The organism is Pseudorhizobium sp. NPDC055634 (assembly GCF_053618655.1).
The window spans coordinates 114935-138635 of sequence record NZ_JBSHHW010000013.1 but is presented as its reverse complement, the minus strand read 5'-3'; the positions used below and the strand labels follow the sequence as shown (position 1 = coordinate 138635).

Sequence of the window (23701 nt, the reverse complement as noted above, 5' to 3'; positions counted from 1 at the left end):
AGCAAAAGGCGGATGGTCAGACGAAACAGGTGGGGGGTCAAAATTGGACGCCGGTCACCCCGCCAGAGGGGTCAATATTCCACGCCTAAACACACTGATGGAGAAGGGCCTGGACCTCGGATGCCCCGATAGGAGTGATGCCGCTCTTGTTGCGAGCAGCGTCCTCGACGATCACATTGCCGATCATGGCGGTGAGGTCGTTCTCGGAACTCTTGAGGGAGTAGGCGCTGTCATAGCGCATGCCGCCAGCGTGCATCACGTCCGGCCCCTCAGCGTCTCGCACGATGTCAGCCGTATCGAGCCTCAGGGGTTCCCTGGGGTTTACCTGCATGGCACCCGTGGTCGAGCCACCGGGCGGTGACAAGGCCGTCCCGTTCTGCATGTTCCTGCCGAGCTGCTGGAGCTGCTGGGCTTCCATGGCAGTGGCCGGGTTCTTCGCGAGGGCACCAAAGGCACCCCCGAGGAGCATGCCGGTTCCCACGCCCCACCAGAGGTCGGCTTCCTCAGCGGTGGGCTTGTTCGCGTAGAGGATGCCTTCCGAGATAGCGGCACCAGCGGCACCCTCAGCAGCCATCAAGCCGATTTGGCCGACCTTGCCGAAGCGAGCGGCAACAGCAGCCGGGGCACCGACACCCATAGAGGTAACGGCGATGCCAGCAGCAGCGGCCCAGGCGAGCGGGTCGGTAACCCCTGCGGCCACCCGGAGACCGACACCACCCCAGCCCATAGAGGCGAGGCGCTGCTCGGCTTCGAGCTGCTTGACCAGGGAGTTCCGCATCCCCTCGGCGTGGACCAGGGATTGAGCGTCCCCGAAGCGGTCCCAGTATTGCTCCGGGATGCCCTTGGTTAGCTCGTCCATCAGCTTCGGCTCCAGCCGGAAGTTCGGGTCGGGCGCTGCCTCAGGCTTCTCCTGCCAGATGGCCGAGAGGGACCAGTCGGTATTCACCGCGTCCTTCACGCCCTGCCAAAGCGAGGGGTCCGGAAGGTTGTCCTCACGAGCCTGGGCAGCAGCTCTCTCTTCCGTCATGGTGAGCGGGATGTTCGGCTGGGTTGTCTCCATGACGGACACGGAGTTCTCAGGGGAGTTGACCGTGAACTTGGACTGCGGCTGGTCGGCCCCAGGGTTGGAGAAGGTGAGCCTCGTGGGTTCCTTGATCTCGGTAGCGGGGACACCGTGGAAGGCGTCCTGGAGCCACTTAGGGGCGTTCTCGCCCTTGCCACCGGCACCCCATACGCTCGGGGAGCCCAGGCCGATGTGCATGGAACCGGGCTGCATGTAGCCGGGACCAGCTCCGAAGCCGGTGACGCCCGAGGCACGGGCCTTGCGAACGATGTCCTGGAAGACCGGCAAGTCCTGAGGGTTGGCCCAGTCGAGCTTCTTGCCGTCCTTGTAGAAGAAGACATCAGCCGAGCCGCCATGATCGTGACGGACGGAGCCGGTGCGGCGACCCTTGCCAGCCTTGGCTTCCGCCTTGGTGACTTGGCCCCCGCTGAATACCTCCATCTGGACGCCCATGTCTTCGAGGAAGCCGAGGGAGTTCACCAGCTTGGGGTTCAGCGGGAGGTTACGCTTTGCGCCAGCGTTGGGATACCGGAGCCATGCCGGTGTGTTTGAGCTGTCTGACATTGAGTGTCCTTGAGAATGAAAAAGGGCCACCGCCAGCGTCCGGAAGGAACGCCGAGGGTGACCCGGTTTGGAGCGATCAGCGGAGTGAAACTGCGCTTCGAGAAACTCTATGGTGAGGTGTAATCGAGAGCTGGCTTGCGAGCATTGCTCTCATGGTGGGTGGTAATCGACCTAGGCGACTGCCTGAAAGGCCATAACTCCCGCACCGGCAGAGAGACCGATGACCACCCATTTTAGCAGGGTGCGGTAAGGTTCGACCTCCAGGAGCCCGAGGCCGGAGACCTTTTCCCGCAGCGCCCCCACCCCCAGCAGAAGGACTGCCATGGTGAGCAGATGGGCACCAATGCCAGCGCCCAATGCAAGGACAGTTGTCATGGCGCGCCCCTCTCAGCCTTAGGCTCGACCGAGAACACTCCCCGGACACGGCCAAGGAAGAACTCCAGGTCGGTCTCACTGTTACGGGCGACACCGAAACCGGCTGCTGGCGCCCCCCATTCGACCCACGCACTGAGCGGCAGGAGCGGAACCTTGATGAATAGCCCTGGCATAGTCCCACCAATGCTAAGGGAGAAGTGACGTGAGCAGGCATCGCGGAAATCCACGGCTACCGCCTGGGCTGCTTCGGAGATGCTGGCAATGATGTTGCGCATGGTATGTCCCTTGTTCGCGCTGCGCCTTCCACCCTACGGGAAGACGTGGAAGCAGGAGCCTCCAGGACGGGCCATGAGGTGATGCAAAGCTAAGCTGGCTTCGGAACTACCAGCCGAACACAAACGCTCGCCCTTGGCCCCTCCTGGGGGCTCCTAGGCCGCGTCAACGGGATAGCGGGGGAAATCCTTGATAGCTTCGGCAAGGTCTTCAACACTAGGGCGCTCATAGATCGAGCCGACATTCCCGGAGCTGTGTCCGCAGAAGGCATCTCGCAGCCGCTGCTCAATCTTCGCCCTTGCGGCTCTGCGCTTGAAGGTATGTCTCCACCCGTGGTTCGGACTGACGTTCTGGTCCGTGACACCCAGCTTGCGCACCCAGTCCGCTAGCTTCTGGCGAACCTGGACGTACATGGGGCGCTTCGGGTTGAGCGGGTCATCATCCACAGCCGAAGCTGCGTTCGGACTATAGAACAGAGGCCCCCTGCCCGCTCGCTGCACAAACTCCGTGAAGCCCTGCTCCACCAGATGATCATGAAGGACGACTGTACGGGCTACAGCGCCTTTAACGGTGCCCGCCTCTGGCCTGATATGGATCATCCAGAAGCCGTCCTTGTGCCGCTCCACGTCCTCCTTGCGGAGCTGTGTCATCTCCCCCGGACGTGAGCCGGTGTAGGCGCACAGCCACGGCACCCAGCGAATAGCCGCTTTCAGATACTCGTTGCGCCTGGACTGCTGGGGTGCCAGCGTTGCCTTGAGGATGGCCTCGACATCGGTCTCGGAAAACTCTCCCTTGGCAGCAGCGGAGCGAGCCACGGCAACCTTGAGGCCGTCAAAGGGATTGGTCGAGATGCGCTTCTGTGCCTTCACCCAATTGAAGACACGCCGCGCCGCAGTAAGCCAAACCTCATTGATGGTCCGGCCACCAGCGTTCCAGGAGCTTGTCCTTCCAAGCTACCGCATCATCTTCGGTGATCAGTGCAACATCTCGACCGGCAGCGAAGGTATTGAGGTGATCGAACACACCCCGCCACCTGTTGATCGTGGACGCCTCCGGCTGGCGTTCCTTTACCCAAGCCTCGAATGCTTCCCAAGGGTTCCACCCGGCCAGCTTCACTCCGGGCGCGGCTACGGAGCCTGATACAGGCAACGTCTGCCGATGTTCATCAGGAGCGTAGCTGCCCCCGGCCCGCCGTCGAAGAAGCGCCATGGCTGCAACTAGGTCTGGCCTCAGCTTGTCCAGGAGGTTGCCTTGGGTCTCCTCATCAAGCCTCATGGCCTCCTGGGCTAGAAAGGTGGGAAGCCGCGACAGTTCCAGAACCTTGGCACGAATGAGCGCCTGATGCCGGGGGCTGGTCTCTTCGTCTTCGGAAGAACTGAGGCCACCGAACTTCTCCAGGACATCCTCAAGCTGGCCATAGCGAAAGTCCCAGTCATCGACCGAGTTGGACTGCCCATGCTGCTGCACGAACCAGTCGTACCAGCGGCCAATCAGGACATGCATCTCTCTTGTGGATAACTTCTGGACGCTTCCCGCAACCGAAGCTCGGAGGGAGGCAATCCGTCTTTCGACCTCAGCAACCCATTCCGCGAACTCAGCTTTGGCCTGATTTGCAGTGAGCGCGGAGGGTCGTCTGAACCGCTCTTCCTGGCGAATGCCAAAGGCTCTCTGGTAGCCATCCCGCACATCAGCCGGAATAACCTTTCGGGCGAACCAGTCGCCATTCTTGGCACGAGAGAGGGAAGGCATGAGAACTGTCATTTGTAGCGCCCTTTGTAGTGATAGGGCGACGACAAGCCTCTGATTTCATTTAAGTCTCTGACCCAAAAGAACCTTTGGGAGAGAATGGTGCGGTCGAGAAGACTCGAACTTCCACGGGTTGCCCCACAGCGACCTCAACGCTGCGCGTCTACCAATTCCGCCACGACCGCATCGTGGTAGGCCGACTTGCGCCGGCGGGGCAGCATGTAGCAAAACGATTTGAGCGGCACAAGTGCGATACGACAGAAATTTCAGGGATAAAAATCGACGGCGTGAAACACCATATGAAACCCGGTGTCATCGCGCCGGATTGCTGGCGCGGCGCCGGTCTGGCAAAAGGACATGCAACAAGGATTTTCCATGCTCGCGCGTACCGAACTCGATCACTCCATGCATCCCCTGCCCGGCTCGCCGCCGGTCCGCTGGCGCATCTCCGAAGGGCTCGTTCCCTATGAGGAAGCCGTCCAGGCCATGGAGGCGGAAGTGGCGGCCATTGCCGACGGGCGCGCCGACGAGCTCGTCTGGCTTCTCGAACATCCGCCACTTTATACGGCGGGCACCAGCGCCGATTCTTCCGACCTCATCGATCCGGACCGCTTCCCGGTCTTTGCGACGGGACGCGGCGGCGAATACACCTATCACGGCCCGGGCCAGCGGGTCGCCTATGTGATGCTCGACCTGAAGCGTCGCCGCCAGGATGTCCGCGCCTATGTCGCCGCGCTGGAAGAGACGGTGATCCGCACGCTCGAATCGATGAACGTGCGGGGCGAACGACGTGAGGACCGGGTCGGCGTCTGGGTCCGGCGCCCCGACAAGCCGCGCCTGCCGGACGGCTCGATGACCGAGGACAAGATCGCGGCGCTCGGGATCCGCCTTCGCAAGTGGGTGAGCTTTCACGGCCTTTCCCTGAACGTCGACCCGGACCTTAGCCATTTCTCCGGCATCGTGCCTTGCGGGATAAGCGCCTATGGCGTCACCAGCCTCGTCGATCTCGGTCTGCCGGTGATGATGGCGGATGTCGATATCCGGCTTCGCGAGGCGTTCGAGGACGTGTTCGGCCCGACTGTCGTCGGCTGACCGGCGGCCGCTTTTCCCCCGCAGATCGATCTTCAATGCACGATTTCGTCCGTGATATCGGTGCGCCTGTCCCGCATCGATACGTCCCTAAAATTGCGCGGATTACCCTCATCGCCCGTTAGCTGCGTCCGTTGTCACTCCGTCAAGACGACGCAGCTTATTCCTTCCAGTCCAGTTTCATGATGAAACGGAGATGGAAGATGAGCGACCTGCGCTTTTCTTTTCCGGCATGTGTCATCGCCGGAAAGGGTGAGATCACGCCCGACGACGTCGGGCTCATGCGCCGCCACATGTGGCCGGACGGAATCATCAGTCGATACCAGGCCAGCATGGCCATTGCCCTGCACGATTGCTGCGCCACCCACTGCCCCGAATGGACCGAATACCTGATCGAGGCGATCGCCGAATTCGTCGTCTGGTACGATTCGCCGGACGCCGGCGTGTCGAGCGAGAGTGCCGGTTGGCTCTTGGAGAGGCTCTCCGACGGGGGAGCGGTCCGCTCGCCCGTTGGGCTCGAGATCATCCTGCACGTGATCGATATCGCCCCGCGGGTGCCGGCCTTCTTCTCGGCCGCGGCGCTCAACCAGTTGCGCCTTGCGCTGCTGCCGGAACCCTACGGGGCCCATGCGCTGCAGCGTCCGGCCGGTCGAGCGGTCACCAAGGAGGACATCGCCTATCTCTGGCGCATCCTTCGCCGGGCGGTCGACGGAGACACCATCACGCTTGCGCGCGGTGAACTCCTGGTCCTCGGGCAGATCGAACGGCTCTGCGAAACGGAGGACAACCACCCGGGGTGGCGTGATGTCGCGCTGCTTGCCGAGATGGCGTCGCGCTCCGACGATGTCCGGGTGGGCGAATGGCTGCGGCTCGATGCCGAACTGCCTTATCCGGACGGCGTCGCGGCCTGAAACCGACGGTTCCGACATGACGGAACCGTCCCCATGGAAACGGGGAGTTCGGCAGGAGGTCGCTTGAGCGATCGCCCGCCGCGTGCGACAGTCCGCCGGATTCGATAAGAAGGAGTGACTACCATGGACGTTCGCGCCGCCGTTGCCGTTGCTGCCGGCAAGCCGCTTGAGATCATGACCGTTCAGCTGGAGGGTCCGCGGGCGGGCGAGGTGCTGGTCGAGATCAAGGCGACCGGCATCTGCCACACCGACGACTTCACGCTCTCGGGCGCCGATCCGGAAGGGCTGTTTCCGGCCATCCTCGGGCATGAGGGCGCCGGCATCGTCGTCGATGTCGGGCCGGGCGTCACCTCGGTGAAGAAGGGCGACCACGTCATTCCGCTCTACACGCCGGAATGCCGGCAGTGCCCGTCCTGCCTCTCGCGCAAGACCAACCTGTGCACCGCCATCCGTGCCACCCAGGGCCAGGGCGTGATGCCGGACGGCACGTCGCGCTTTTCCATCAACGGCGAGAAGCTGCACCACTACATGGGCTGCTCGACCTTTGCCAATTACACCGTCCTGCCGGAGATCGCCGTCGCCAAGGTCAATCCCGACGCGCCCTTCGACAAGATCTGCTACATCGGCTGCGGCGTGACGACCGGGATCGGCGCCGTCATCAACACGGCCAAGGTGGAGATCGGCGCCACCGCCATCGTCTTCGGCCTCGGCGGCATCGGCCTCAACGTCATCCAGGGACTGAGGCTTGCCGGCGCCGACATGATCATCGGCGTTGATCTCAACAACGACCGCAAGGAATGGGGCGAGCGCTTCGGCATGACCCATTTCGTCAACCCGACCGAGGTCGGCGACGACATCGTCGCCTATCTCGTCAACATGACCAAGCGCGGTGCCGACCAGATCGGCGGCGCCGACTACACGTTCGACTGCACCGGCAATACCAAGGTCATGCGCCAGGCGCTCGAAGCCTCGCATCGCGGCTGGGGCAAGTCGGTGATCATCGGGGTCGCCGGCGCCGGCCAGGAAATCTCCACCCGCCCCTTCCAGCTGGTCACCGGCCGCACCTGGATGGGCACCGCCTTCGGCGGCGCGCGCGGGCGGACAGACGTGCCGAAGATCGTCGACTGGTACATGGAAGGCAAGATCGAGATCGACCCGATGATCACCCACACGATGGGCCTGGAGGACATCAACCGCGGCTTCGAACTCATGCATGGCGGAAAGAGCATCAGGAGCGTCGTCGTCTACTGAGGACCTCCGTCATGCTTGCAATCGGCCCCGTCGCCGATATCATCCAGGTGTCCAACGATACGGGTGGAGAAACATGTACAAGTTCGAAGTCTACAAGGACAAGAAGGGCGAGTTCCGTTTCCGCTTCAAGGCATCCAACGGCGAAGTCATGTTCCTCTCGGAAGGCTACAAGGCCAAGGCTTCGGCCATGTCCGCCATCGAGTCGATCAAGAAGAACGCCCCAGGTGCCAGCACGGTCGACGACACCGCCGCCACGACGGCCTGACGGCACGGTCCCGCAAGGCGTCCTCGAAAGAAGGGCTTCCGCCGCGCCTCCGGCGCGGGCGGTTGCGCATGAGATCAGCTTGCCATGATCTACGTCGATGCTGACGCCTGTCCCGTAAAGCCGGAAATCCTCCGGGTCGCCGAGCGGCATGGCCTGGAGGTGACGTTCGTTGCCAATTCGGGCCTGCGTCCCTCGCGCGACCCGATGGTGAAGAACGTCATCGTATCGGGCGCCTTCGATGCGGCGGACGACTGGATCGCCGAGCGTGCCGGCCCGGGCGACGTCGTCGTCACGGCCGACGTGCCGCTTGCCGGGCGCTGCGTCGGCGCCGGCGCCTTCGTCACGGGGCCGACCGGCCGCGGTTTCGACCAGACGAACATCGGCATGGCGACCGCGATGCGCGATCTCGGCCAGCACCTTCGCGAGACGGGCGAGAGCAAGGGGTATAACGCCGCCTTCTCACAGCGCGACCGCTCGCAATTCCTCGAAACGCTCGACCGGCTATGCCGGCGCGCCAAGTCCATCAGCACCCCATCCGGAGACGCTCCATGAACATTCTCTCCCAGAACACGGCCTTCGGCGGAATGCAGGGCGTGTTCTCCCACGAATCGGAGGCGTGCAAGTGCGACATGACCTTTGCGGTCTACGTGCCTCCGAAGGCGATCGAAGAGCCCTGCCCCGTCCTCTGGTATCTTTCCGGTCTCACCTGCACCCATGCGAACGTCATGGAGAAGGGTGAGTACCGACGGCTGGCGTCGGAACTCGGGCTCATCATCGTCTGCCCGGACACAAGCCCGCGCGGTAACGACGTCCCCGACGAACTGACCAACTGGCAGATGGGCAAGGGCGCCGGCTTCTATCTCGACGCCACCGAAAAGCCCTGGGCCGAACACTTCCAGATGTACACCTACATCACCGAGGAACTGCCGGCCCTCATCGCAGAGCAGTTCCGCGCCGACATGGACCGGCAGGGAATATTCGGCCATTCCATGGGCGGGCATGGCGCAATGACCATCGCGCTCAAGCATCCGGACCGTTTCCGCAGCTGCTCGGCCTTCGCGCCGATTGTCCAGCCCTCGACCGCCGACTGGTCGGCGCCGGCGCTGGAGAAATATCTGGGAGACGACCGGTCCACATGGCGCAGATACGATGCCTGCGCGCTGGTCGAGGACGGCGCCCGCTTCCCCGAGTTCCTGATCGACCAGGGCAAGGCGGACAGCTTCCTCGAAGACGGGCTGCGGCCGTGGCTGTTCGAGGAGGCCGTCAAGGGGACCGATATCGGCCTGAAGCTGCGCATGCACGAGCGCTACGACCACTCCTACTATTTCATCTCGACCTTCATGGACGATCACCTGAGATGGCACGCGGAGCGACTGGGCTGAGTCTGGGCTGAGTCCAGGCTGTCTCTGGCCTGGCTCTGGCCTGCCGCTCGCCTGCCTCTGGAGACATGGCAGCCATCTCTCCGCGAACTTGCCAAGCGGGGCGGGAATTGCCATATGGCCGTCAAGGCAGACGACTGCCGCCGGGCTTGCCCGGTCAGTTCCGCGGGGACGGCCTCGCTCCTTGAAATGGAGTAGGCAATGGCCTGGATACTTCTGACGCTCGCCGGACTTTTCGAAATCGGCTGGGCGATCGGCCTCAAATATACCGAGGGCTTCACCCGCCCGCTTCCGACGATCCTGACCGTCGCCGCCATGGTGATTTCGGTCGTTCTCCTGGGACTTGCCATCCGCTCGCTGCCCGTCGGGACCGCCTATGCGATCTGGACGGGGATCGGGACGGTCGGCACCGTGATCCTCGGCATCGTCCTTTTCGCAGAACCCGCTTCCGCCCTGCGCCTCGGATGCAGCGCGATGATCGTCGCGGGCATCATCGGGCTGAAGCTCGCCTCCAGCTAGGGGTTCGCGAAGAGAGCCGTCGCGAGCGTCACCGGGCGCTCGCGGGTCAGGCGAAACTCGGCGGCGACGCGCTCGGCGATCCGTTCGGCCAGAAGCAGGTCGACGGCGCCCTCCCGGAGCGAGAAGACCGAAATGGAAAAGGCCCCTTCGGCAATCGCCTCGCCGCTCGAAACGGCGATGGCCTCGACGCTCACCGTCGCCGCCCGCCTGCCGCCGATCAGGGCCGGAACCACGGCGTGGCTGTCGATGCGGATCGCCAGGATGGTGCGCGGAACGACATGGTCACGCACGGTGGTGAGGACCGCATCGTTCACCAGGCGATCCGTCTCCGTCACCAGAACGGCCGGGACATCCGCCCTCGCCGCCACGAAGGCACCGCGCACGTCATAAAGAAGAGCCTCGCGCTCGGCCGCGGCCGGCTGGAGCCTGAACGACATCAGCACCGGCAGGGTCGCCAGGAGGACGCAGAGCACAAATGGGCGGAAGGACATGGATCATCCCCGAAACAATGCGGGGATAATCCGTGGCCACGGTTAGCGAAGACTTAAGCCGGCCGTCGAAGGCTCTCGAAGGCCGTCGTCGAAGCGGCGAACTCTTCGTGGCGGCGCTCGCGGCGCAGCCTCGCCTCGTCATCGATGCCCCAGCGTTCCTCCGTCCAGTCCTCGTCGAGATGCGCGAGCGACCAGGCCTCGTCCGCCGTGAGCCGCCCTTCGGCGAAGGCGAGCGCCAGGATCGCCGATCCCGTCAGGGTGGTCACCGTGTGGAGACAGGCGAGTTCGATCGGCGTGTCATACTTGCGGAGCGTGACCGCAAAGGCGCTGGTCGCCTCGCGCGGCTGTTCCTGCGGCATGATGCCCTCGATCATGATGAAGCGGGCGCCAAGCTCGCCGGCCGCCCAGTCGATCAGCGGGTCCCACCGGTCCGCCTGCCGGGCCACGAGTTCTCTCGGTGCATCGGCGCGGTAGCAAAGGAGGTCGCTCGAGGAAAACCGGAGGATGTCCTCGAAGACCGCCTGCGGGTCGAGTGCGACGCCGTCGATCGCGGTATTGACCAGCTTGGTCACCGGCATTGTCTGCGGGTCGACGAATTCGCCCTGCGCGTCCCATTCGGCTCGCATCAGGTCCGCAAGCGCGGTGCTCGGTGCGACCAGAAGGTTTTTCGCCGGCGTGCGCACCGGACGGCCATCGAGGTGGATCGCGTAGCCCCCCTCGTCCTCGCCGACGGAGACGTCCTTGTAGAAACGCTTCGGCAGGGGCCGCTTCATCTGGATCTGCGCACGCCGCGTCGGATCGGGATGGCTCGTTGCTTCAAGATCGGTGAACTGGTCACGCATCAGATACCTCGATCGATATGGGCGAGAAGTTCGCCCGGGTGGTCAACGACCGCATCCGCCCCGGCGTTCCAGAGTTCTTCCACGGAGGCATAGCCCCAGGAGACGCCGATCGCCGTCGCGCCCGCGGACTTCGCCATCTGCATGTCGTAGATCGCATCGCCGACGACGATCGTCACGCCCGGCACCATGCTCGTCTCGTCGCAGCACTCCGTCACCATGGCCGGATGCGGCTTCGACGGGCAGTCGTCGGCCGTGCGGGAAACCGCGAAATACCGTTCGAAGCCGTGGGTCTCCATGATCAGGTCCAGGCCACGCCGGGACTTGCCCGTGACCGCGCCGATGAGGAGATCGTCGCGCGGGCCTATCCTGTCGATCAGTTCCCGGATGCCGGGAAACAGCGGCTCTCGGAAATCGAGATCCCGCCGCACCTCCGAAAACAGCGACTTGTAATAGGCCATCATCGCCATTTCCTCGTCGCCCGAATGGGCCCTGCCCAGCATGCGGGCGATCGCGATGTCGAGCGTCAGGCCGATGATCGCCTTGGTGTCGGAAACCTTCGGCTCCGGCTTCTTGAAATGCAGGAAGGTCCGGCGCATGGTCTCGTGGATCAGCGACACGCTGTCGACCAGCGTGCCGTCGCAGTCGAAGAGGACGAGCTTCATTCGTCGCCGCTCCCGCCGTTCTCCAGATCGAATCCGAGAAGGTTCCAGCTCTGCACCATGTGCGGCGGAAGCGGCGCGGTGACCTTCAGCCGCCCACCCGAGGGATGGGGCACGTCGATATGCCGGGCATGGAGATGCAGCCGCTTCTGGATGCCGCCCGGGAAATCCCAGTTGAGATCGTCATCGAAGTACTTCGGATCGCCGATGATCGGATGCCCGATATGCAAGGCATGGACGCGGAGCTGGTGGGTACGGCCCGTGTAGGGCTCCATCTCCAGCCAGGCCAGGGTCTGGGCGGCGGTCTCCAGGACGCGGTAGTAGGAAACGGCGTGGTCGGCGCCCTGCTCGCCGTGTCGGGCGACCCGCATGCGGTCTCCATCGGGCGTCTGCTCCTTGACGAGCCAGGTCGAGATCTTGTCCTCGTGCTTGCGGGGAACGCCCTTCACCAGCGCCCAGTAGAGCTTCTTGGTGTCGCGCTCGCGGAAGGCTGCAGTGAGCTTCTGCGCCGCGCCGCGCGTGCGGGCGATGACCAGCACGCCCGATGTGTCGCGGTCGAGGCGATGGACGAGGCGCGGCTTCTCGCCCTTCTGGTTCGTCCAGGCCTCGAGCATCTGGTCGATGTGACGGGTGACGCCCGATCCGCCCTGGACCGCGAGCCCGGCCGGCTTGTTGAGGACGATCACCTTGTCGTCCTCGTGCAGCACCATGCGCTGCAGAAGCTCGAAATCGCTGGAATGCTTGAGGTCCTTGCCGGCGATCGGCCCCGTCTTCTTGGCGTCCGCCTCGATCGGCGGCACGCGCACCGTCTGCCCCGGCTGGACGCGCGTGTCCGATTTCACCCGGCCGCCGTCGACGCGTACCTGTCCCGAGCGGAGCAGTTTCTGCAACGGGCCGAAGCCGAGACCGGGGTAATGGACCTTGAACCAGCGGTCCAGGCGCATGCCCGCTTCGTCCGCCTCGACGCGGATGTGCTCGATGCCTGCCATTTTCATCTTTCTCGTGGATGTCGTTTGGAGGCTCTTTAGAACATCGACCGGCCAAGCGCCAGACCGCCGAGCGCCGCACCGAGCGAGAGCACGACGCTCGCGACCATGTAGGAGACCGCGGCCGCGGTCGCCCCCCGCTCCATCAGCGACATGGTATCGAGCGAGAAGGCGGAAAATGTGGTGAAGCCGCCAAGCAGGCCCGTCACCAGCAGGAGTCGCATCTCTTCCGAGGAGTTGAGGCGGCGCGCGATCACTTCGGCCAGAAGGCCGATCGCGAAGGAACCGGCAACGTTGACGATCATCGTGCCCCAGGGAAACGACGGCCCCAGCAGGCGAAGGCTCCAGTGCCCGACCAGATAGCGCAGGACCGAGCCGGCGGCGCCGCCTGCGGCGACGAGAAGCAGATTGAGCATCGACAAGTCATCCGAAAAGGGAGCCCGAAAAGGGAGCCCGAAAAGCGATCAACCGTTAATATGCTGATGAAATCCTTAACGGTCCGCCAAAGCGCTCTTCGTAGCCTGTCGTCTGGAGCAGTGGATAAAGTCCGATGACCTTGGTTCCTTCAGTTTCGGCGAACACGGCGGCTTACGCAGCGGATGCGTTGAAGCCGGCACGCCGCCTGTCGGCGAAGGACCAGGCACAGGATGCGAGAGAAATCGCCGACCGCAACCGGCTCCGCGACAAGACGGGCGATACGGTGATCGACCAGCTCGTCCAGGCCTCGGCCGTCGACCTCGATCTCCTCGCCCCGAACAATCGAATGGGCCACCAGGCGACGCTCGCGCAAGTCCAGGCCGCCTATCGCAGCCTCGACGACTGAGCGTTTCGGACGCAGATCAGCCGGTCACATGGACCGCAGGGACCACTCGACGATCTCCGAACCCACCTTGGCGAAGGCCACGTTCAACGCCGTGACGAAGTCGCGGTTTGCGGAGCCCGATACCGGCACGCTTGCCTTGAACGCCTCCTGCGCCCTGACCGTGCCGTTGCGGTCGTTGACGATCTTCACCGAGATCTCGACGGTCGCCATGTCGACGCCGCTGATGTCGACCTCGAAGGTGCGGATGTCGGTCACCACCTGGTAGTCGATCGCAAGCCCCTGGCCCGGCGTGCCGACGCCGCCCAGCCTGCCGCTGTTCTCGAAGGCTTCCACGAGCTTGGCCTGGACCATGCGCGGCAGGCGGTCGCCCCATTGCGACTTGGCGAGATACTGTATCTCCGAGGGCGAGACGCGGACGATCACCTGATCGCTGTCCAGCGAGCTCAGCGCGGTCGGCTGGGGTACGAGGATCTGGCGTCCCCGCGCTGCCGGGCCGGTGCTGGCCGGCGTTATCGACAGCTCGAACGTGTCCTTGTCCGCCTTCGCGCCGCATCCGGCAAGGATGGCCACAAGCGGCAGTACGGCCCAGTGCTTCCGCCTGAAAGAGTTCAACCGGGTCATGCGAACTCCCCTCCTATCGACGCGTCCTGCCGTCATATTGCTTTACCGTTTCCCCGCCGAAGATGAGCCGCTGAGGGTCCTCGTCGAAATTGGTGATCGTCTGGTTCAGGTTGAGCACCGTGCGGCGCGTGTCGTCCACGAGAACCTGGATGTCCCGCAGCCCGGTGCTGGAGAACCGCTGGATGCTGTCGGCGATCGGCCCGACACGGGCGTTGATGTTGTCGGCAACCGTGCGGAAGGATGCGAGCGTCCGGCGCGCTTCGGCGAAGAGCGATTCGGAATCGTCGCTGGTCAGCAGCCCGTCCACCTTGACGAGGATGCCATCGACGCGGTTCGAGGCCTTGTTCAGCTTCTCCGCCATGTCGGTGAAATCGCCGATCGCGCGGTCGATATCAGCGCGACGGGCGGCAACATTGTCGACGATGCCGCGGGCCGACGAGATCGCGGTGCGCGCGTCCTCGCTGGCGGCGGTGATGTTGTTGACGGCCGTGCCGATGTTCTGCGTATTGATGGCGGTCAGGATTTCGTCGGCGCGCCGCAGGACCGACTGGGCCTCCGTGGCGGCGCGCTGGAAGTCCTGGGCACCGTCGCGGACGCTTTGGGCGATCTCGCCGAAGTTGTCGGAGGCGTCGGCTATGTTGCGGGTGGTCCGATCGGCATTGGAGACGATCTCGTTGATTTTCTCGGCGTTGACGGCGCGAACCAGTTCCTCGGCTGCCTCGAGCGTGGAATCCAGCCGCACGGATACGCGATTGAAGGTGCCGGAAAGCGCCGACATGCTCTTCAGGAACTCGTCGATCGCGCCGGAATTGTCGCTGAGCGAGGCCGTGAAGGTCTCGGCGTTCCGGATCGTCTGCGTCAGCGGTCCGCGCGCATCGGCGACGAAGCCCTGGATGTCGCCGATGGCGTCATTGGCGCGGTCGAGGATCTTGTCTGCGGTCGCCAGAAGGTTGGTCACGCTCGACTGGTCGGCGATGAGAACCGCCGGGCGGTCGGTCTCCAGCGCCTTCTGCAGGATGTTCTCCTCGCCCTTGTTGCCACCGGAAAGCTCGATATAGGCAGCGCCCGTCAGCCCCTGCACCTCGAGGACGGCCCGGGTCGAGGGGTAGACCGGTGCGTCGGCGCGCACTTCCGTCATTGCAAGCGAATATTCCGGGTCGTCCGTATCGATCGTCAGGTTGCGGACCGTGCCGACGGGGATGCCGTTGAAGCGCACCGGAGAACCCACCGACAAGCCGTTCGCGGAGCCCGGAATGCGGATCGCCAGTTCCGCCATAGGTCCGCCGCGGCCTGACTGCGCCATCCAGTAGACAAACCCGAAGGCGGCAGCGATCACCAGGAGGGTGAAGAATCCGACAATCGCGTAGTTGGCTTTGGTTTCCATGACCTCGGATCACTTCTCTTCTGGATGGGCGAGGGCCGGTTCCGGCCTCACGACCGAACGGGCACGCTTGCCGCGGAAGTAGGACTGAACCCACGGATCGTCGAATGCGAACATGTCCTCCAGCGTCCCTTCTACCAATACGCGTTTCTTTCCCAGGACTGCAATACGGTCACACACGGAAAAAAGGCTGTCGAGGTCGTGGGTTACCATGTAGACCGTGAGGCCTAGCGTATCGCGCAGGCGGGCGATCAGCATGTCGAAATCGGCCGCCCCGATCGGGTCCAGACCGGATGTCGGTTCGTCGAGGAACATGAGCTCCGGATCGAGCGCCAGCGCCCGCGCCAGGGCCGCCCGCTTGATCATGCCGCCGGAGAGTTCTGAAGGGTACTTGTCCGCCGCATCGGGGGCGAGCCCCACCATCTCGATCTTCAGATAGGCGAGCTCGTCCATCAGCGCCTGGGGCAGGTCCAGATATTCGCGCATCGGCAGCTGGATGTTTTCCTTCACCGTCAGCGACGAGAAGAGCGCCCCCTGCTGGAACAGCACACCGACGCGGGTGTCGAGCGCCATCCGCTCCAACTCCGTCGCGCGGTCGTAGTTCGTTCCGAGGATTTCGATCGTGCCCGAACGGCGCGGCAGGAGGCGCAGAACGGTGCGCATCAGCACGGACTTGCCCGTTCCGGACGCGCCGACGAAGCCGAGGATCTCGCCGCGATAGACGTCAAGATTGAGCTTGTCGAGGACGATGTTCGATCCGAAGCCGACGGTCACGTCGCGCACGGAAAGAACCACCTCCCGGTCCTTGGTTTCTGGTCGCCTCGCGTTCGTTTCCATCACCCGCCGCTCCTAGAAATCGATCGAGGAGTAGAAGATGGCGAAGAAGGCATCCATCATGATGACCGCGAAGATCGCCTTCACGACCGACGTCGTCACATGCTGGCCGAGAGATTCGGCGCTGCCGCCGACCTTCATCCCCTCGACCGCGGCGACGATCCCGATCGCCAGCGCCATGAACGGCGCCTTGATCATGCCCGACGCGACGGTGCTCGGCTCGATCGCCTCGTGGAGGCGCGACAGGAAGGTATCGAAGGTTATCCCCGAATAGGTCAGGCAGACGACCGCCGCCCCGTAGAGCGCCGCGAAGTTCGCGATGATCGTAAGCAGCGGCAGGACGATGGTCAGCGCGACGAGGCGCGGGAAGATCAGCACGCCCACGGGATTGAGGCCGATCACGGTCAGCGCGTCGATTTCCTCACGCATCCGCATCGAGCCGATTTCGGCGGTGATCGCGCTGCCGCTGCGGCCGGCAACCATGATGGCGGTCAGCAGCACGCCGACCTCGCGCAACTGCAGGATGCCGACGAGGTCGACCACGAAGATTTCTGCGCCGAAATACCGGAGCTGGAACGCACCCTGCTGGGCGATGATCGCGCCGATCAGGAAGGACATGAGGGCAATGATCGGAACGGCGCGGACGCCCATCTTGTCCATCTGGCTGACCACGGACGCGGGAGAAATGCCCCCGCCCCGGCCGAATTTCATCTGCGCCCCGCGCACGGCCGATCCGAGGATGTACATCGCCGCGACCATGTCGCCGGCAAGCTCGGTGACCACCCGGCCCACCGGGGTGAACACCTTCTCGAACAGCGTCTGGTTCGATACCTGCGGCGGCGGAACCGGTGCCTTTTCCGGCAGGACGGCGATCAGCTCGTCGATGCCGCCGTGATCGCCCGAAAGCGTCACCTCGCGTCCCTGCTCGTGCTTGGCGCTGATCAGCCGGCGAATCAGCCAGGCGCCGGCCGTGTCGATCGCCACGACGCCGGACACGTCGATGTCTACCTTGCCGCGGCCCTGTGCCTTCTCGAGCTTTTCGAGCGTGCCCAGAACTTCGGAAATGCCGTGGTTGCGCCAGTCGCCGCGAGCAACGAATCGCTCGCCATCGCCCCCGGGCATCGCTTCGGCCGCCATTTCGGCAACGCGGGTTTCGAGGGACTGGGACGGCACTGGCATCTTTCGTCACTTCGGCGCGGTAAAGCCGAAGACAGGTTGATCGGGCGAGACGAGCGGCAATATAACGTGGCCGTCTGGAAATACCACTTATGGGACGCTCAAAAGCATGCGCCGTAACCTTGAGGCAACAATCGAAGCCTTTCCGATCGCCGGCCTGTTCACCATCTCGCGCGGCTCGAAGACGCAGGCCGAGGTGATCACCTGCACGATCACGGCGAACGGCCGTTCCGGCCGCGGCGAATGCGTTCCCTACCGGCGCTACGGCGAAACCGTCGAGCAGGTCCTGGCCGATATCCTCGCCGTCCGGCAGGCGGTCGCGGACGGCGCCGACAGGGTCGAGATCCAGTCGCTGATGAGGCCCGGCGCGGCCCGCAACGCCGTCGATTGCGCGATCTGGGACCTCGAGGCCAAGCTGACGGGGATCACCGTCGCCGAGCGGCTCGGCCTGGTCGCAGAGCCGCTCACCACGGCCTTCACCCTGTCGCTTGGCGAACCGCAGGCGATGGCCGCGGCGGCCGCTGCAAATGCCCATCGACCCCTTCTCAAGGTCAAGCTCGGCACGGCCGACGACCGGTCGCGCATGCGCGCCGTGCGGGAAGCGGCGCCATCAAGCCGCATCATCGTCGATGCGAACGAGGGATGGACCGAGGAGAACCTGCCGGGGCATCTGCGGGTGGCGCGGGAGGCGCGAATCGATTTGATCGAACAACCCCTGCCGGCCGGAGCCGATCGGATGCTGGCCGATATCGAAAGGCTCGTGCCGATCTGCGCCGACGAGAGCGTCCACGGGACGGAGGATCTTGCCGGGCTTCGGGCACGCTACGACGCGGTCAACATCAAGCTCGACAAGTCCGGCGGGCTGACCGAAGCGCTGCGGATGAAGGCGGAGGCGAACCGGCTCGGTTTCCGGATCATGGTCGGCTGCATGGTCGGGACGTCGCTCGCCATGGCGCCGGCGGCTCTGCTCGCCCAGGACGTCGACTATGCCGACCTCGACGGCCCGCTGCTTCTCGCCCGCGACCGTGAGCCGGCCCTCACCTACGAGGGCTCGACGCTCTTTCCGCCGACCGGCGAAGTCTGGGGCTGAAGCCACGCCGCAAGCGCGAGCAGGAGCAGCCCGAGAAGTGCCGTGAGGGCCATGGCGGGAAAGCTTTCGACGCCGTAGCTTCTGTAAAGGGCGCCGGAGAGGAAGGTCGCCAGCGCGAGGAACCCTCCGTTATAGAAGAAATAGGTCCCCTGCATCGACGTTTCCTGCTCTTCGCGCACCGTCTCGACCAGCTTCTGCTGGATGCCGATATGCAGGAAGGTGAAGGTGAAGGCATGCGTCGACTGCAGCAGGAGATAGCCCCAGAAGCCTAGATCCATCGGGAAGATCATCCAGCGGACGATTGCGACGGCGCAGCCGAGGCGCATCATCGTCCAGGGCGACAGGTGCCGGGTGATGAAGGCTGCGGCGAAGAACACGGCAATCTCCGAGATCACCGCCATGCTCCAGAGAATGCCGATCTCCACGCCGTCGAAACCCATGTGCTGCCAGTGGATGGCGCCGAAGGCGTAGAACATGGCGTGACTTGCCTGGGCCACGCATGCGCCGATCATCAGCATGTGCAGGTCGAGCCGTCCGAGCGCGCCCCACCGCCAGGGACCGTGTCCCGCCGCCGGGGGCTGTCTCTTGCGGCCGATCCGGGGTGCTGCAAAGGCGGCGACCACCGTCATCGCGAAGGCGATCGCGGCGACGACCGGAAGGACCCCTCCACCCCAGATGCCGATAAGCTGCCCCATCAGCAGGCTCATCGCGACGAAGCCGACCGATCCCCAGACCCTGAGGGCACCGTACTGGAAGCCCCAGCGCCTCACGCCGCTGACGGCGATTGAATCGACAACCGGGACATAGGCGGCAAAGAAGGCCGCCTGAAGCGCGTAGACGATGAGCACCGGCCAGAACCCCGTCACGGCAAACAATGCCAACGCTGTCATGAGGGAAAGCATGCCCGACCAGACCAGCACCTTCGACCGCTCCTGCAGCCGGTCGGCGATCGCGCCGACGACCGGAGCCGCCAGGATGCGGACGATCATCGGAATGGCGAGGATCATGCCGATCTCGAACTCGCTGAACGTCAGTGTGTCGAGCCAGACCGGAAAATAGGGAAGGATGATGCCGTTGACGCCGATCGGCGCCGCGAAGGCGAGTGCGCAGCGCAGTTGGAAGTGCCGCGGTGGCGGTTCGGTCGCAGTGCCAGTGATCACGGGAGCAACAGGGAATCGGGTCAGGAAAGAAAACCCTAGCACGCGGTCGCGTTCGATCCTGTGGCAGAATGGCAATGCCCGTCCACAATGTGGCCCGGAATTTCAGCGACAGATCAGCGTCACGCCGCCTTCATGTCGTTGAGGATCTCGGCCGGCACGGGCGACGGGACCGGGATGTCCAGGCCGTGCCAGTGGATCATCTCCATCGTCCCGTCCCAATGCTCGGCGACGGCCGTGCAGCTTTCCACCCAGTCTCCGGTGTTGATGTAGCGGATGCCGTCGATGTCCTCCATCACGGCGTGATGGATATGGCCGCAGATCACACCGTCGACATCGTTGCGCCGGGCTTCCTCCGCCACCACCCGCTGGAACTCGCCGATGAAGTTCACCGCCTGCTTGACCTGCAGCTTGGCCCAGGCGGAAAAGGACCAGTAGGGCAGCCCGAGGCGGCGGCGGATCGCCGAAAGGCCGATATTGACGAAGATCGCCGCGTCATAGGCCCAGTCGCCGAGATAGGCGAGAAGCCGGGCGTTGCGGACGACCACGTCGAACTCGTCGCCGTGCAGGACGAGGTAGCGCTTGCCGTCGCCCGCCTCGTGGATGATCCGCTCGGCGACCTCGATCCCGCCGAAGTGGCTGCCGGGAAAGTCCCGCAGGAATTCGTCGTGATTGCCGGGGATATAGATGATCCGCGTGCCCTTGCGGGCCTTGCGGAGCAGCTTCTGCACCACGTCGTTGCACCCTTGCGGCCAGTGCCAGCTGCGCTTCAGGCGCCAGCCGTCGACGATGTCGCCGACGAGGACGATCGTGGCGGCCTCGTGGAGGCGCAGGAAATCAAGCAGCAGGTCGGTCCGGGCCGCCTTGGACCCGAGGTGGACATCGGAGAGGAAGATGGTGCGGAAATGCCGTGCGTTCGCCATCGCGCTCGTAGTTCCCTGTCATTGCGTTCCCGGGCTCGCTCCTCAAAACCAGACTCGTGTTTCAGGAACATGACACTGCCGGGCGGGGGCCCTCACCGCGGGCTCGCCACTCCTGGCCGGCTGGCGGAATTTACTGCTGTTCCCGCGCAACGATTGCTGTAAGGAATGCCCGACAATCGATTGGACTAAAGACGAATCCCGGAGGCGCATGACATGCAGGACAAGGACAAGGTGAGTGGAACGAGCAAGTCGGGCGATCTCGACGAACAGGCGCTTTTCTTCCACCGTTATCCGCGTCCCGGCAAGCTCGAGATCCAGCCGACGAAGCCGCTCGGGAACCAGCGCGACCTGGCGCTCGCCTATTCTCCGGGCGTCGCCGCCCCCTGCCTTGCGATCCGCGACGATCCGGATACCGCGGCCGACTATACCGCCCGGGCCAATCTCGTCGCCGTCATCTCGAACGGCACGGCGGTGCTGGGCCTCGGCAATATCGGTCCCCTCGCCTCCAAGCCCGTCATGGAGGGCAAGGCCGTCCTCTTCAAGAAGTTCGCCGGCATCGACGTCTTCGACATCGAGGTCGACGCCAACGACATCGGGACGATGGTCTCGACCATCTCGGCGCTCGAACCCACTTTCGGCGGCATCAACCTGGAGGACATCAAGTCGCCCGAGTGCTTCGAGGTGGAGCGGCAGCTCCGCGAGAAGATGAACATACCGGTCTTCCACGACGACCAGCACGGAACCGCGATCATCGTCGCGGCGGGCGTCCTGAACGGGCTCGAGCTTGCCGGCAAGAACATCGCCGACGTCAAGATCGTCGCCTCCGGCGCAGGGGCAGCCGCGCTTGCCTGCCTCAACCTTCTCGTCCTCCTCGGCGCCCGCAAGGAAAACATCTGGGTCCACGACATCGAGGGTCTCGTCTATCTCGGCCGCGAGACGCTGATGGACCAGTGGAAGGCCGTCTATTGCCAGGACAGCGAGAAGCGCAGCCTGCACGAGAGCATCGAAGGCGCGGACGTCTTCCTCGGCCTCTCCGCCGCCGGAGTATTGAAGCCCGAACTGCTGGCGAAGATGGCGGACAAGCCGCTGATCATGGCGCTTGCCAATCCGACACCGGAGATCATGCCGCAGCTGGCGCGCGAAGCGCGGCCGGACGCGATGATCTGCACCGGACGCTCGGATTTCCCCAACCAGGTCAACAACGTCATCTGCTTCCCCTATATCTTCAGGGGCGCACTCGACTGCGGCGCGCGCACCATCAACGAAGAGATGAAGATGGCCGCCGTGAAGGCCATCGCGGCACTCGCCCGCGAGGAGGTCTCCGACGTGGCGGCGCGCGCCTATAGCGGCGAGACCCCGGTTTTCGGCCCCGATTACCTGATCCCCTCGCCTTTCGATCCGCGACTCATCCTCCGCATCGCGCCCGCCGTGGCGAAGGCTGCCGCGGAGACCGGTGTGGCGACGCGGCCGATCCAGGATTTCGACGCCTATCTCGACCAGTTGAACCGCTTCGTCTGGCGCTCCGGCTTCGTCATGAAGCCGATCTTCAGCGCCGCCAAGAATGCCGAGAAGAACCGGGTCATCTTCGCCGAGGGGGAGGACGAGCGCGTGCTGCGCGCCGCCCAGGTCCTGCTGGAAGACCGCACCGCGCGACCGATCCTGGTCGGCCGTCCGCCGGTGATCGAGGCCCGGCTGAAGCGCTTCGGCATTCGCATCCGCCCGGATGTCGATTTCGAGGTGGTCAACCCGGAGGACGATCCCCGCTACCGCGACTATGTCGATGCCTACGTCTCGCTCGTCGGCCGCGCCGGCGTCAATCCGGAGGCGGCCCGCACGATCGTGCGCACCAACAACACGGTGATCGGCGCCCTTGCCGTTCGCCGCGGCGATGCCGACGCGCTCATCTGCGGCGTTGAGGGCCGCTTCGACAAGCACCTGCGCGATGTCGACCAGATCATCGGCAAGCGCCCGGGCGTGCGCGCCTTCGCCGGCATGAGCCTGCTGATCTCCCAGCGCGGCGCGATCTTCTTCACCGACACATTCGTCACCTACAACCCGTCTGCGGCGGAGATCGCCGAGATGACCATGCTGGCGGCGCAGGAAATCCGCCGGTTCGGCATCGCGCCGAAGGCGGCGCTCGTCAGCCATTCCAACTTCGGATCCCGCCATTCCGAAAGTGCCGCCAAGATGCGCGAGGCGCTGGCGCTCCTGCGCCAGCAGGCGCCCGACCTGGAGGTCGACGGCGAGATGCAGGGCGGCTCGGCGCTTTCGGAACCGCTGCGCAAGCGCGCCATGCCCGACAGCACCCTGACCGGCGAAGCCAACCTCCTCGTCTTCCCGAACCTCGACGCCGCCAACATATCGCTCGGCATCGTGCGGACGATGATGGACGCGCTGCATGTCGGTCCCATTCTCCTCGGCGCGGCCCTTCCCGCCCACATCCTGTCGACCTCGGTGACGTCGCGCGGGGTCGTCAACATGGCGGCGCTCGCGGTGGTCGAGGCCTCGCAGGGCTGAACGCCGTCCTGTTATGACAATCTCAACCGGCGGCACCGATCATCGCCGGGAGAGATTTCACCACCGGAGGGAGCGTGTTTCCTCGTCTTGCCATGATCGCGTCCCTTGCGCTGGTGCCGCTGGTGGCGGCGGCCGAAACTCCGGACATCTGCCGGACGCTGCAGAGGCACCTCGCGACCCTGCCGCAGGTGATCGGAAGCACGTCCGAGGTGCGCCGGCATGCCGAGGCGCTGCGCGACCTGGACGCCGAGATCCGGCAGCTGCGGACCGAAATGCGCCGGGCGCGGTGCGGCCGCAGCATTGTCACGCTCGGGCGCCAGGACGACATCTGCACTGACCTTTCAGGCGCCTTGAAGGAGGCGGAAGCGATGCGGGACGCCGTCGCCGCCCAGCGCTCCGCCGCCCGGCAGATCCTGCGCCCGAGCCCGGAGCGCAGCGCCGTTCTCGGTGCGCTGCAGGCGAACGGCTGTCATGCGGACGAATCCTCCGACCGCGCTCCTGTCCCGGTTCCCGTTGCCGCCGATCCTGCCCCCGCCACCGAGAACCGGGGCTCCGCCAAGCCGCATTCCAGCATCACGCGCCTCTCGCCTGATGCGGAACGGGGACGACCGACGGGGATCGAGCCTCTGCCTCTGGCCCCGCCTGAGAGACCCTATGATCCGTCGAGGCAGGTTCGTTCGGTCGGCCCGGCCTTTCTACCCGACGAGACCGGCATCGACCTTGCCAATCCGGCGGAGAGCGGAGCCCGGCCGGTACCGTGAGCGGG

27 protein-coding genes and 1 tRNA gene are annotated in these 23701 nt (G+C 64.6%); 11 read left to right on the top strand and 17 right to left on the bottom strand.

Annotated elements, in window-relative coordinates; genetic code table 11:
- Window positions 1-85: 85 nt before the first annotated feature.
- From ACWGPT_RS19010 to ACWGPT_RS18985, 6 genes are all read right to left on the bottom strand, one after another.
- Window positions 86-1627, bottom strand: a complete 1542-nt coding sequence (locus tag ACWGPT_RS19010) for a hypothetical protein (RefSeq protein WP_452607198.1) — start codon at window positions 1625-1627, stop codon at window positions 86-88.
- 171 nt (window positions 1628-1798) lie between these two features.
- The gene (locus ACWGPT_RS19005; RefSeq protein ID WP_452607197.1) at window positions 1799-2002 is read right to left on the bottom strand and encodes a hypothetical protein; all 204 of its coding nucleotides are present in this window, start codon (window positions 2000-2002) and stop codon (window positions 1799-1801) included.
- Window positions 1999-2277, bottom strand: a complete 279-nt coding sequence (locus ACWGPT_RS19000) for a hypothetical protein (protein WP_452607196.1) — start codon at window positions 2275-2277, stop codon at window positions 1999-2001. The genes ACWGPT_RS19005 and ACWGPT_RS19000 overlap by 4 nt, the downstream gene beginning before the upstream one ends.
- A gap of 153 nt (window positions 2278-2430) precedes the next feature.
- Complete coding sequence (locus ACWGPT_RS18995; protein WP_452607195.1) at window positions 2431-3144, bottom strand: tyrosine-type recombinase/integrase; 714 nt, start codon at window positions 3142-3144, stop codon at window positions 2431-2433.
- Window positions 3145-3181: 37 nt separating this feature from the next.
- Window positions 3182-4036, bottom strand: a complete 855-nt coding sequence (locus tag ACWGPT_RS18990) for a hypothetical protein (RefSeq protein ID WP_452607194.1) — start codon at window positions 4034-4036, stop codon at window positions 3182-3184.
- A gap of 85 nt (window positions 4037-4121) precedes the next feature.
- A tRNA-Leu gene (locus tag ACWGPT_RS18985) sits at window positions 4122-4206 on the bottom strand.
- 190 nt (window positions 4207-4396) lie between these two features.
- On the opposite strand from ACWGPT_RS18985, the gene lipB reads away from it, so the two are divergent.
- The 7 genes from lipB to sugE all read left to right on the top strand — a co-directional run bounded on the left by lipB (window position 4397) and on the right by sugE (window position 9435).
- The gene (lipB, locus tag ACWGPT_RS18980; protein ID WP_452607193.1) at window positions 4397-5113 is read left to right on the top strand and encodes a lipoyl(octanoyl) transferase LipB; all 717 of its coding nucleotides are present in this window, start codon (window positions 4397-4399) and stop codon (window positions 5111-5113) included.
- 200 nt (window positions 5114-5313) lie between these two features.
- Window positions 5314-6021, top strand: a complete 708-nt coding sequence (locus ACWGPT_RS18975; RefSeq protein WP_452607192.1) for a hypothetical protein — start codon at window positions 5314-5316, stop codon at window positions 6019-6021.
- A gap of 123 nt (window positions 6022-6144) precedes the next feature.
- Complete coding sequence (locus ACWGPT_RS18970; protein WP_452607191.1) at window positions 6145-7272, top strand: S-(hydroxymethyl)glutathione dehydrogenase/class III alcohol dehydrogenase; 1128 nt, start codon at window positions 6145-6147, stop codon at window positions 7270-7272.
- Between the two features lie 73 nt (window positions 7273-7345).
- Entirely contained in the window at window positions 7346-7537 is a 192-nt protein-coding gene (locus tag ACWGPT_RS18965) for a YegP family protein (protein WP_452607190.1), read from the top strand.
- Between the two features lie 84 nt (window positions 7538-7621).
- Window positions 7622-8089 carry a YaiI/YqxD family protein gene (locus ACWGPT_RS18960; protein ID WP_452607189.1) on the top strand — a complete coding sequence of 156 codons (468 nt, stop codon included), beginning with the start codon at window positions 7622-7624 and terminating at the stop codon, window positions 8087-8089.
- A complete protein-coding gene (gene fghA / locus ACWGPT_RS18955) occupies window positions 8086-8919 on the top strand; it encodes an S-formylglutathione hydrolase (RefSeq protein ID WP_452607188.1) in 834 nt (277 codons plus the stop codon). The genes ACWGPT_RS18960 and fghA overlap by 4 nt, the downstream gene beginning before the upstream one ends.
- A gap of 198 nt (window positions 8920-9117) precedes the next feature.
- Window positions 9118-9435 (top strand): quaternary ammonium compound efflux SMR transporter SugE, encoded by a 318-nt coding sequence (sugE, locus tag ACWGPT_RS18950; protein WP_452607187.1) that lies wholly within the window; start codon window positions 9118-9120, stop codon window positions 9433-9435.
- Here sugE and ACWGPT_RS18945 read toward each other — a convergent pair.
- From ACWGPT_RS18945 to crcB, 5 genes are read right to left on the bottom strand one after another with little or no spacing between them, the layout of a single operon-like run.
- Window positions 9432-9926 carry a hypothetical protein gene (locus ACWGPT_RS18945; protein WP_452607186.1) on the bottom strand — a complete coding sequence of 165 codons (495 nt, stop codon included), beginning with the start codon at window positions 9924-9926 and terminating at the stop codon, window positions 9432-9434. The two genes, sugE and ACWGPT_RS18945, sit on opposite strands and share 4 nt — an antisense overlap.
- A 53-nt stretch (window positions 9927-9979) precedes the next feature.
- Window positions 9980-10768, bottom strand: a complete 789-nt coding sequence (locus tag ACWGPT_RS18940; protein ID WP_452607185.1) for an ATP12 family chaperone protein — start codon at window positions 10766-10768, stop codon at window positions 9980-9982.
- On the bottom strand, window positions 10768-11430 hold the full coding sequence (locus tag ACWGPT_RS18935) for an HAD family hydrolase (RefSeq protein ID WP_452607184.1): 663 nt from the start codon (window positions 11428-11430) through the stop codon (window positions 10768-10770). Before ACWGPT_RS18935 ends, ACWGPT_RS18940 begins: the two co-directional genes overlap by 1 nt.
- The gene (locus tag ACWGPT_RS18930) at window positions 11427-12416 is read right to left on the bottom strand and encodes an RluA family pseudouridine synthase (protein ID WP_452607183.1); all 990 of its coding nucleotides are present in this window, start codon (window positions 12414-12416) and stop codon (window positions 11427-11429) included. Before ACWGPT_RS18930 ends, ACWGPT_RS18935 begins: the two co-directional genes overlap by 4 nt.
- Before the next feature lie 35 nt (window positions 12417-12451).
- Window positions 12452-12829, bottom strand: coding sequence for a fluoride efflux transporter CrcB (gene crcB / locus ACWGPT_RS18925; protein WP_452607182.1), 378 nt, complete (start codon window positions 12827-12829; stop codon window positions 12452-12454).
- A gap of 134 nt (window positions 12830-12963) precedes the next feature.
- Between crcB and ACWGPT_RS18920 the strand changes: the two genes are divergently transcribed.
- Window positions 12964-13236 (top strand): hypothetical protein, encoded by a 273-nt coding sequence (locus ACWGPT_RS18920; protein WP_452607181.1) that lies wholly within the window; start codon window positions 12964-12966, stop codon window positions 13234-13236.
- Between the two features lie 24 nt (window positions 13237-13260).
- Here the strand turns inward: ACWGPT_RS18920 and ACWGPT_RS18915 are convergent, their stop codons facing one another.
- From ACWGPT_RS18915 to ACWGPT_RS18900, 4 genes are read right to left on the bottom strand one after another with little or no spacing between them, the layout of a single operon-like run.
- A complete protein-coding gene (locus tag ACWGPT_RS18915) occupies window positions 13261-13857 on the bottom strand; it encodes an ABC-type transport auxiliary lipoprotein family protein (RefSeq protein ID WP_452607180.1) in 597 nt (198 codons plus the stop codon).
- A gap of 13 nt (window positions 13858-13870) precedes the next feature.
- The gene (locus ACWGPT_RS18910) at window positions 13871-15241 is read right to left on the bottom strand and encodes an MlaD family protein (RefSeq protein ID WP_452607179.1); all 1371 of its coding nucleotides are present in this window, start codon (window positions 15239-15241) and stop codon (window positions 13871-13873) included.
- 9 nt (window positions 15242-15250) lie between these two features.
- A complete protein-coding gene (locus ACWGPT_RS18905; protein WP_452607178.1) occupies window positions 15251-16075 on the bottom strand; it encodes an ABC transporter ATP-binding protein in 825 nt (274 codons plus the stop codon).
- A 12-nt stretch (window positions 16076-16087) separates the two neighbouring features.
- Window positions 16088-17209, bottom strand: coding sequence for an MlaE family lipid ABC transporter permease subunit (locus ACWGPT_RS18900; protein ID WP_452607207.1), 1122 nt, complete (start codon window positions 17207-17209; stop codon window positions 16088-16090).
- Between the two features lie 148 nt (window positions 17210-17357).
- Between ACWGPT_RS18900 and dgcA the strand changes: the two genes are divergently transcribed.
- On the top strand, window positions 17358-18338 hold the full coding sequence (gene dgcA / locus ACWGPT_RS18895) for an N-acetyl-D-Glu racemase DgcA (protein ID WP_452607177.1): 981 nt from the start codon (window positions 17358-17360) through the stop codon (window positions 18336-18338).
- Here dgcA and ACWGPT_RS18890 read toward each other — a convergent pair.
- Entirely contained in the window at window positions 18290-19498 is a 1209-nt protein-coding gene (locus ACWGPT_RS18890; RefSeq protein WP_452607176.1) for an MFS transporter, read from the bottom strand. The genes dgcA and ACWGPT_RS18890 overlap by 49 nt on opposite strands.
- Before the next feature lie 119 nt (window positions 19499-19617).
- Window positions 19618-20418: a UDP-2,3-diacylglucosamine diphosphatase gene (locus ACWGPT_RS18885; protein ID WP_452607175.1), complete on the bottom strand. Its 801-nt coding sequence runs from the start codon at window positions 20416-20418 to the stop codon at window positions 19618-19620.
- A 213-nt stretch (window positions 20419-20631) separates the two neighbouring features.
- On the opposite strand from ACWGPT_RS18885, the gene ACWGPT_RS18880 reads away from it, so the two are divergent.
- Window positions 20632-22935 carry an NADP-dependent malic enzyme gene (locus tag ACWGPT_RS18880; protein WP_452607174.1) on the top strand — a complete coding sequence of 768 codons (2304 nt, stop codon included), beginning with the start codon at window positions 20632-20634 and terminating at the stop codon, window positions 22933-22935.
- A 74-nt stretch (window positions 22936-23009) separates the two neighbouring features.
- Window positions 23010-23696: a hypothetical protein gene (locus ACWGPT_RS18875; protein ID WP_452607173.1), complete on the top strand. Its 687-nt coding sequence runs from the start codon at window positions 23010-23012 to the stop codon at window positions 23694-23696.
- Window positions 23697-23701: the final 5 nt, after the last annotated feature.

What these genes read in the sequence shown, in the direction of transcription:
- ACWGPT_RS19010 (WP_452607198.1), bottom strand. Translation starts at nt 1,627, where the DNA reads ATGTCAGACAGCTCAAACACACCGGCATGGCTCCGGTATCCCAACGCT.
- ACWGPT_RS19005 (WP_452607197.1), bottom strand. Translation starts at nt 2,002, where the DNA reads ATGACAACTGTCCTTGCATTGGGCGCTGGCATTGGTGCCCATCTGCTC.
- ACWGPT_RS19000 (WP_452607196.1), bottom strand. Translation starts at nt 2,277, where the DNA reads ATGCGCAACATCATTGCCAGCATCTCCGAAGCAGCCCAGGCGGTAGCC.
- ACWGPT_RS18990 (WP_452607194.1), bottom strand. Translation starts at nt 4,036, where the DNA reads ATGACAGTTCTCATGCCTTCCCTCTCTCGTGCCAAGAATGGCGACTGG.
- lipB (WP_452607193.1), top strand. Translation starts at nt 4,397, where the DNA reads ATGCTCGCGCGTACCGAACTCGATCACTCCATGCATCCCCTGCCCGGC.
- ACWGPT_RS18975 (WP_452607192.1), top strand. Translation starts at nt 5,314, where the DNA reads ATGAGCGACCTGCGCTTTTCTTTTCCGGCATGTGTCATCGCCGGAAAG.
- ACWGPT_RS18970 (WP_452607191.1), top strand. Translation starts at nt 6,145, where the DNA reads ATGGACGTTCGCGCCGCCGTTGCCGTTGCTGCCGGCAAGCCGCTTGAG.
- ACWGPT_RS18965 (WP_452607190.1), top strand. Translation starts at nt 7,346, where the DNA reads ATGTACAAGTTCGAAGTCTACAAGGACAAGAAGGGCGAGTTCCGTTTC.
- ACWGPT_RS18960 (WP_452607189.1), top strand. Translation starts at nt 7,622, where the DNA reads ATGATCTACGTCGATGCTGACGCCTGTCCCGTAAAGCCGGAAATCCTC.
- fghA (WP_452607188.1), top strand. Translation starts at nt 8,086, where the DNA reads ATGAACATTCTCTCCCAGAACACGGCCTTCGGCGGAATGCAGGGCGTG.
- sugE (WP_452607187.1), top strand. Translation starts at nt 9,118, where the DNA reads ATGGCCTGGATACTTCTGACGCTCGCCGGACTTTTCGAAATCGGCTGG.
- ACWGPT_RS18945 (WP_452607186.1), bottom strand. Translation starts at nt 9,926, where the DNA reads ATGTCCTTCCGCCCATTTGTGCTCTGCGTCCTCCTGGCGACCCTGCCG.
- ACWGPT_RS18940 (WP_452607185.1), bottom strand. Translation starts at nt 10,768, where the DNA reads ATGCGTGACCAGTTCACCGATCTTGAAGCAACGAGCCATCCCGATCCG.
- ACWGPT_RS18935 (WP_452607184.1), bottom strand. Translation starts at nt 11,430, where the DNA reads ATGAAGCTCGTCCTCTTCGACTGCGACGGCACGCTGGTCGACAGCGTG.
- ACWGPT_RS18930 (WP_452607183.1), bottom strand. Translation starts at nt 12,416, where the DNA reads ATGGCAGGCATCGAGCACATCCGCGTCGAGGCGGACGAAGCGGGCATG.
- crcB (WP_452607182.1), bottom strand. Translation starts at nt 12,829, where the DNA reads ATGCTCAATCTGCTTCTCGTCGCCGCAGGCGGCGCCGCCGGCTCGGTC.
- ACWGPT_RS18920 (WP_452607181.1), top strand. Translation starts at nt 12,964, where the DNA reads ATGACCTTGGTTCCTTCAGTTTCGGCGAACACGGCGGCTTACGCAGCG.
- ACWGPT_RS18915 (WP_452607180.1), bottom strand. Translation starts at nt 13,857, where the DNA reads ATGACCCGGTTGAACTCTTTCAGGCGGAAGCACTGGGCCGTACTGCCG.
- ACWGPT_RS18910 (WP_452607179.1), bottom strand. Translation starts at nt 15,241, where the DNA reads ATGGAAACCAAAGCCAACTACGCGATTGTCGGATTCTTCACCCTCCTG.
- ACWGPT_RS18905 (WP_452607178.1), bottom strand. Translation starts at nt 16,075, where the DNA reads ATGGAAACGAACGCGAGGCGACCAGAAACCAAGGACCGGGAGGTGGTT.
- ACWGPT_RS18900 (WP_452607207.1), bottom strand. Translation starts at nt 17,209, where the DNA reads ATGGCGGCCGAAGCGATGCCCGGGGGCGATGGCGAGCGATTCGTTGCT.
- dgcA (WP_452607177.1), top strand. Translation starts at nt 17,358, where the DNA reads ATGCGCCGTAACCTTGAGGCAACAATCGAAGCCTTTCCGATCGCCGGC.
- ACWGPT_RS18885 (WP_452607175.1), bottom strand. Translation starts at nt 20,418, where the DNA reads ATGGCGAACGCACGGCATTTCCGCACCATCTTCCTCTCCGATGTCCAC.
- ACWGPT_RS18880 (WP_452607174.1), top strand. Translation starts at nt 20,632, where the DNA reads ATGCAGGACAAGGACAAGGTGAGTGGAACGAGCAAGTCGGGCGATCTC.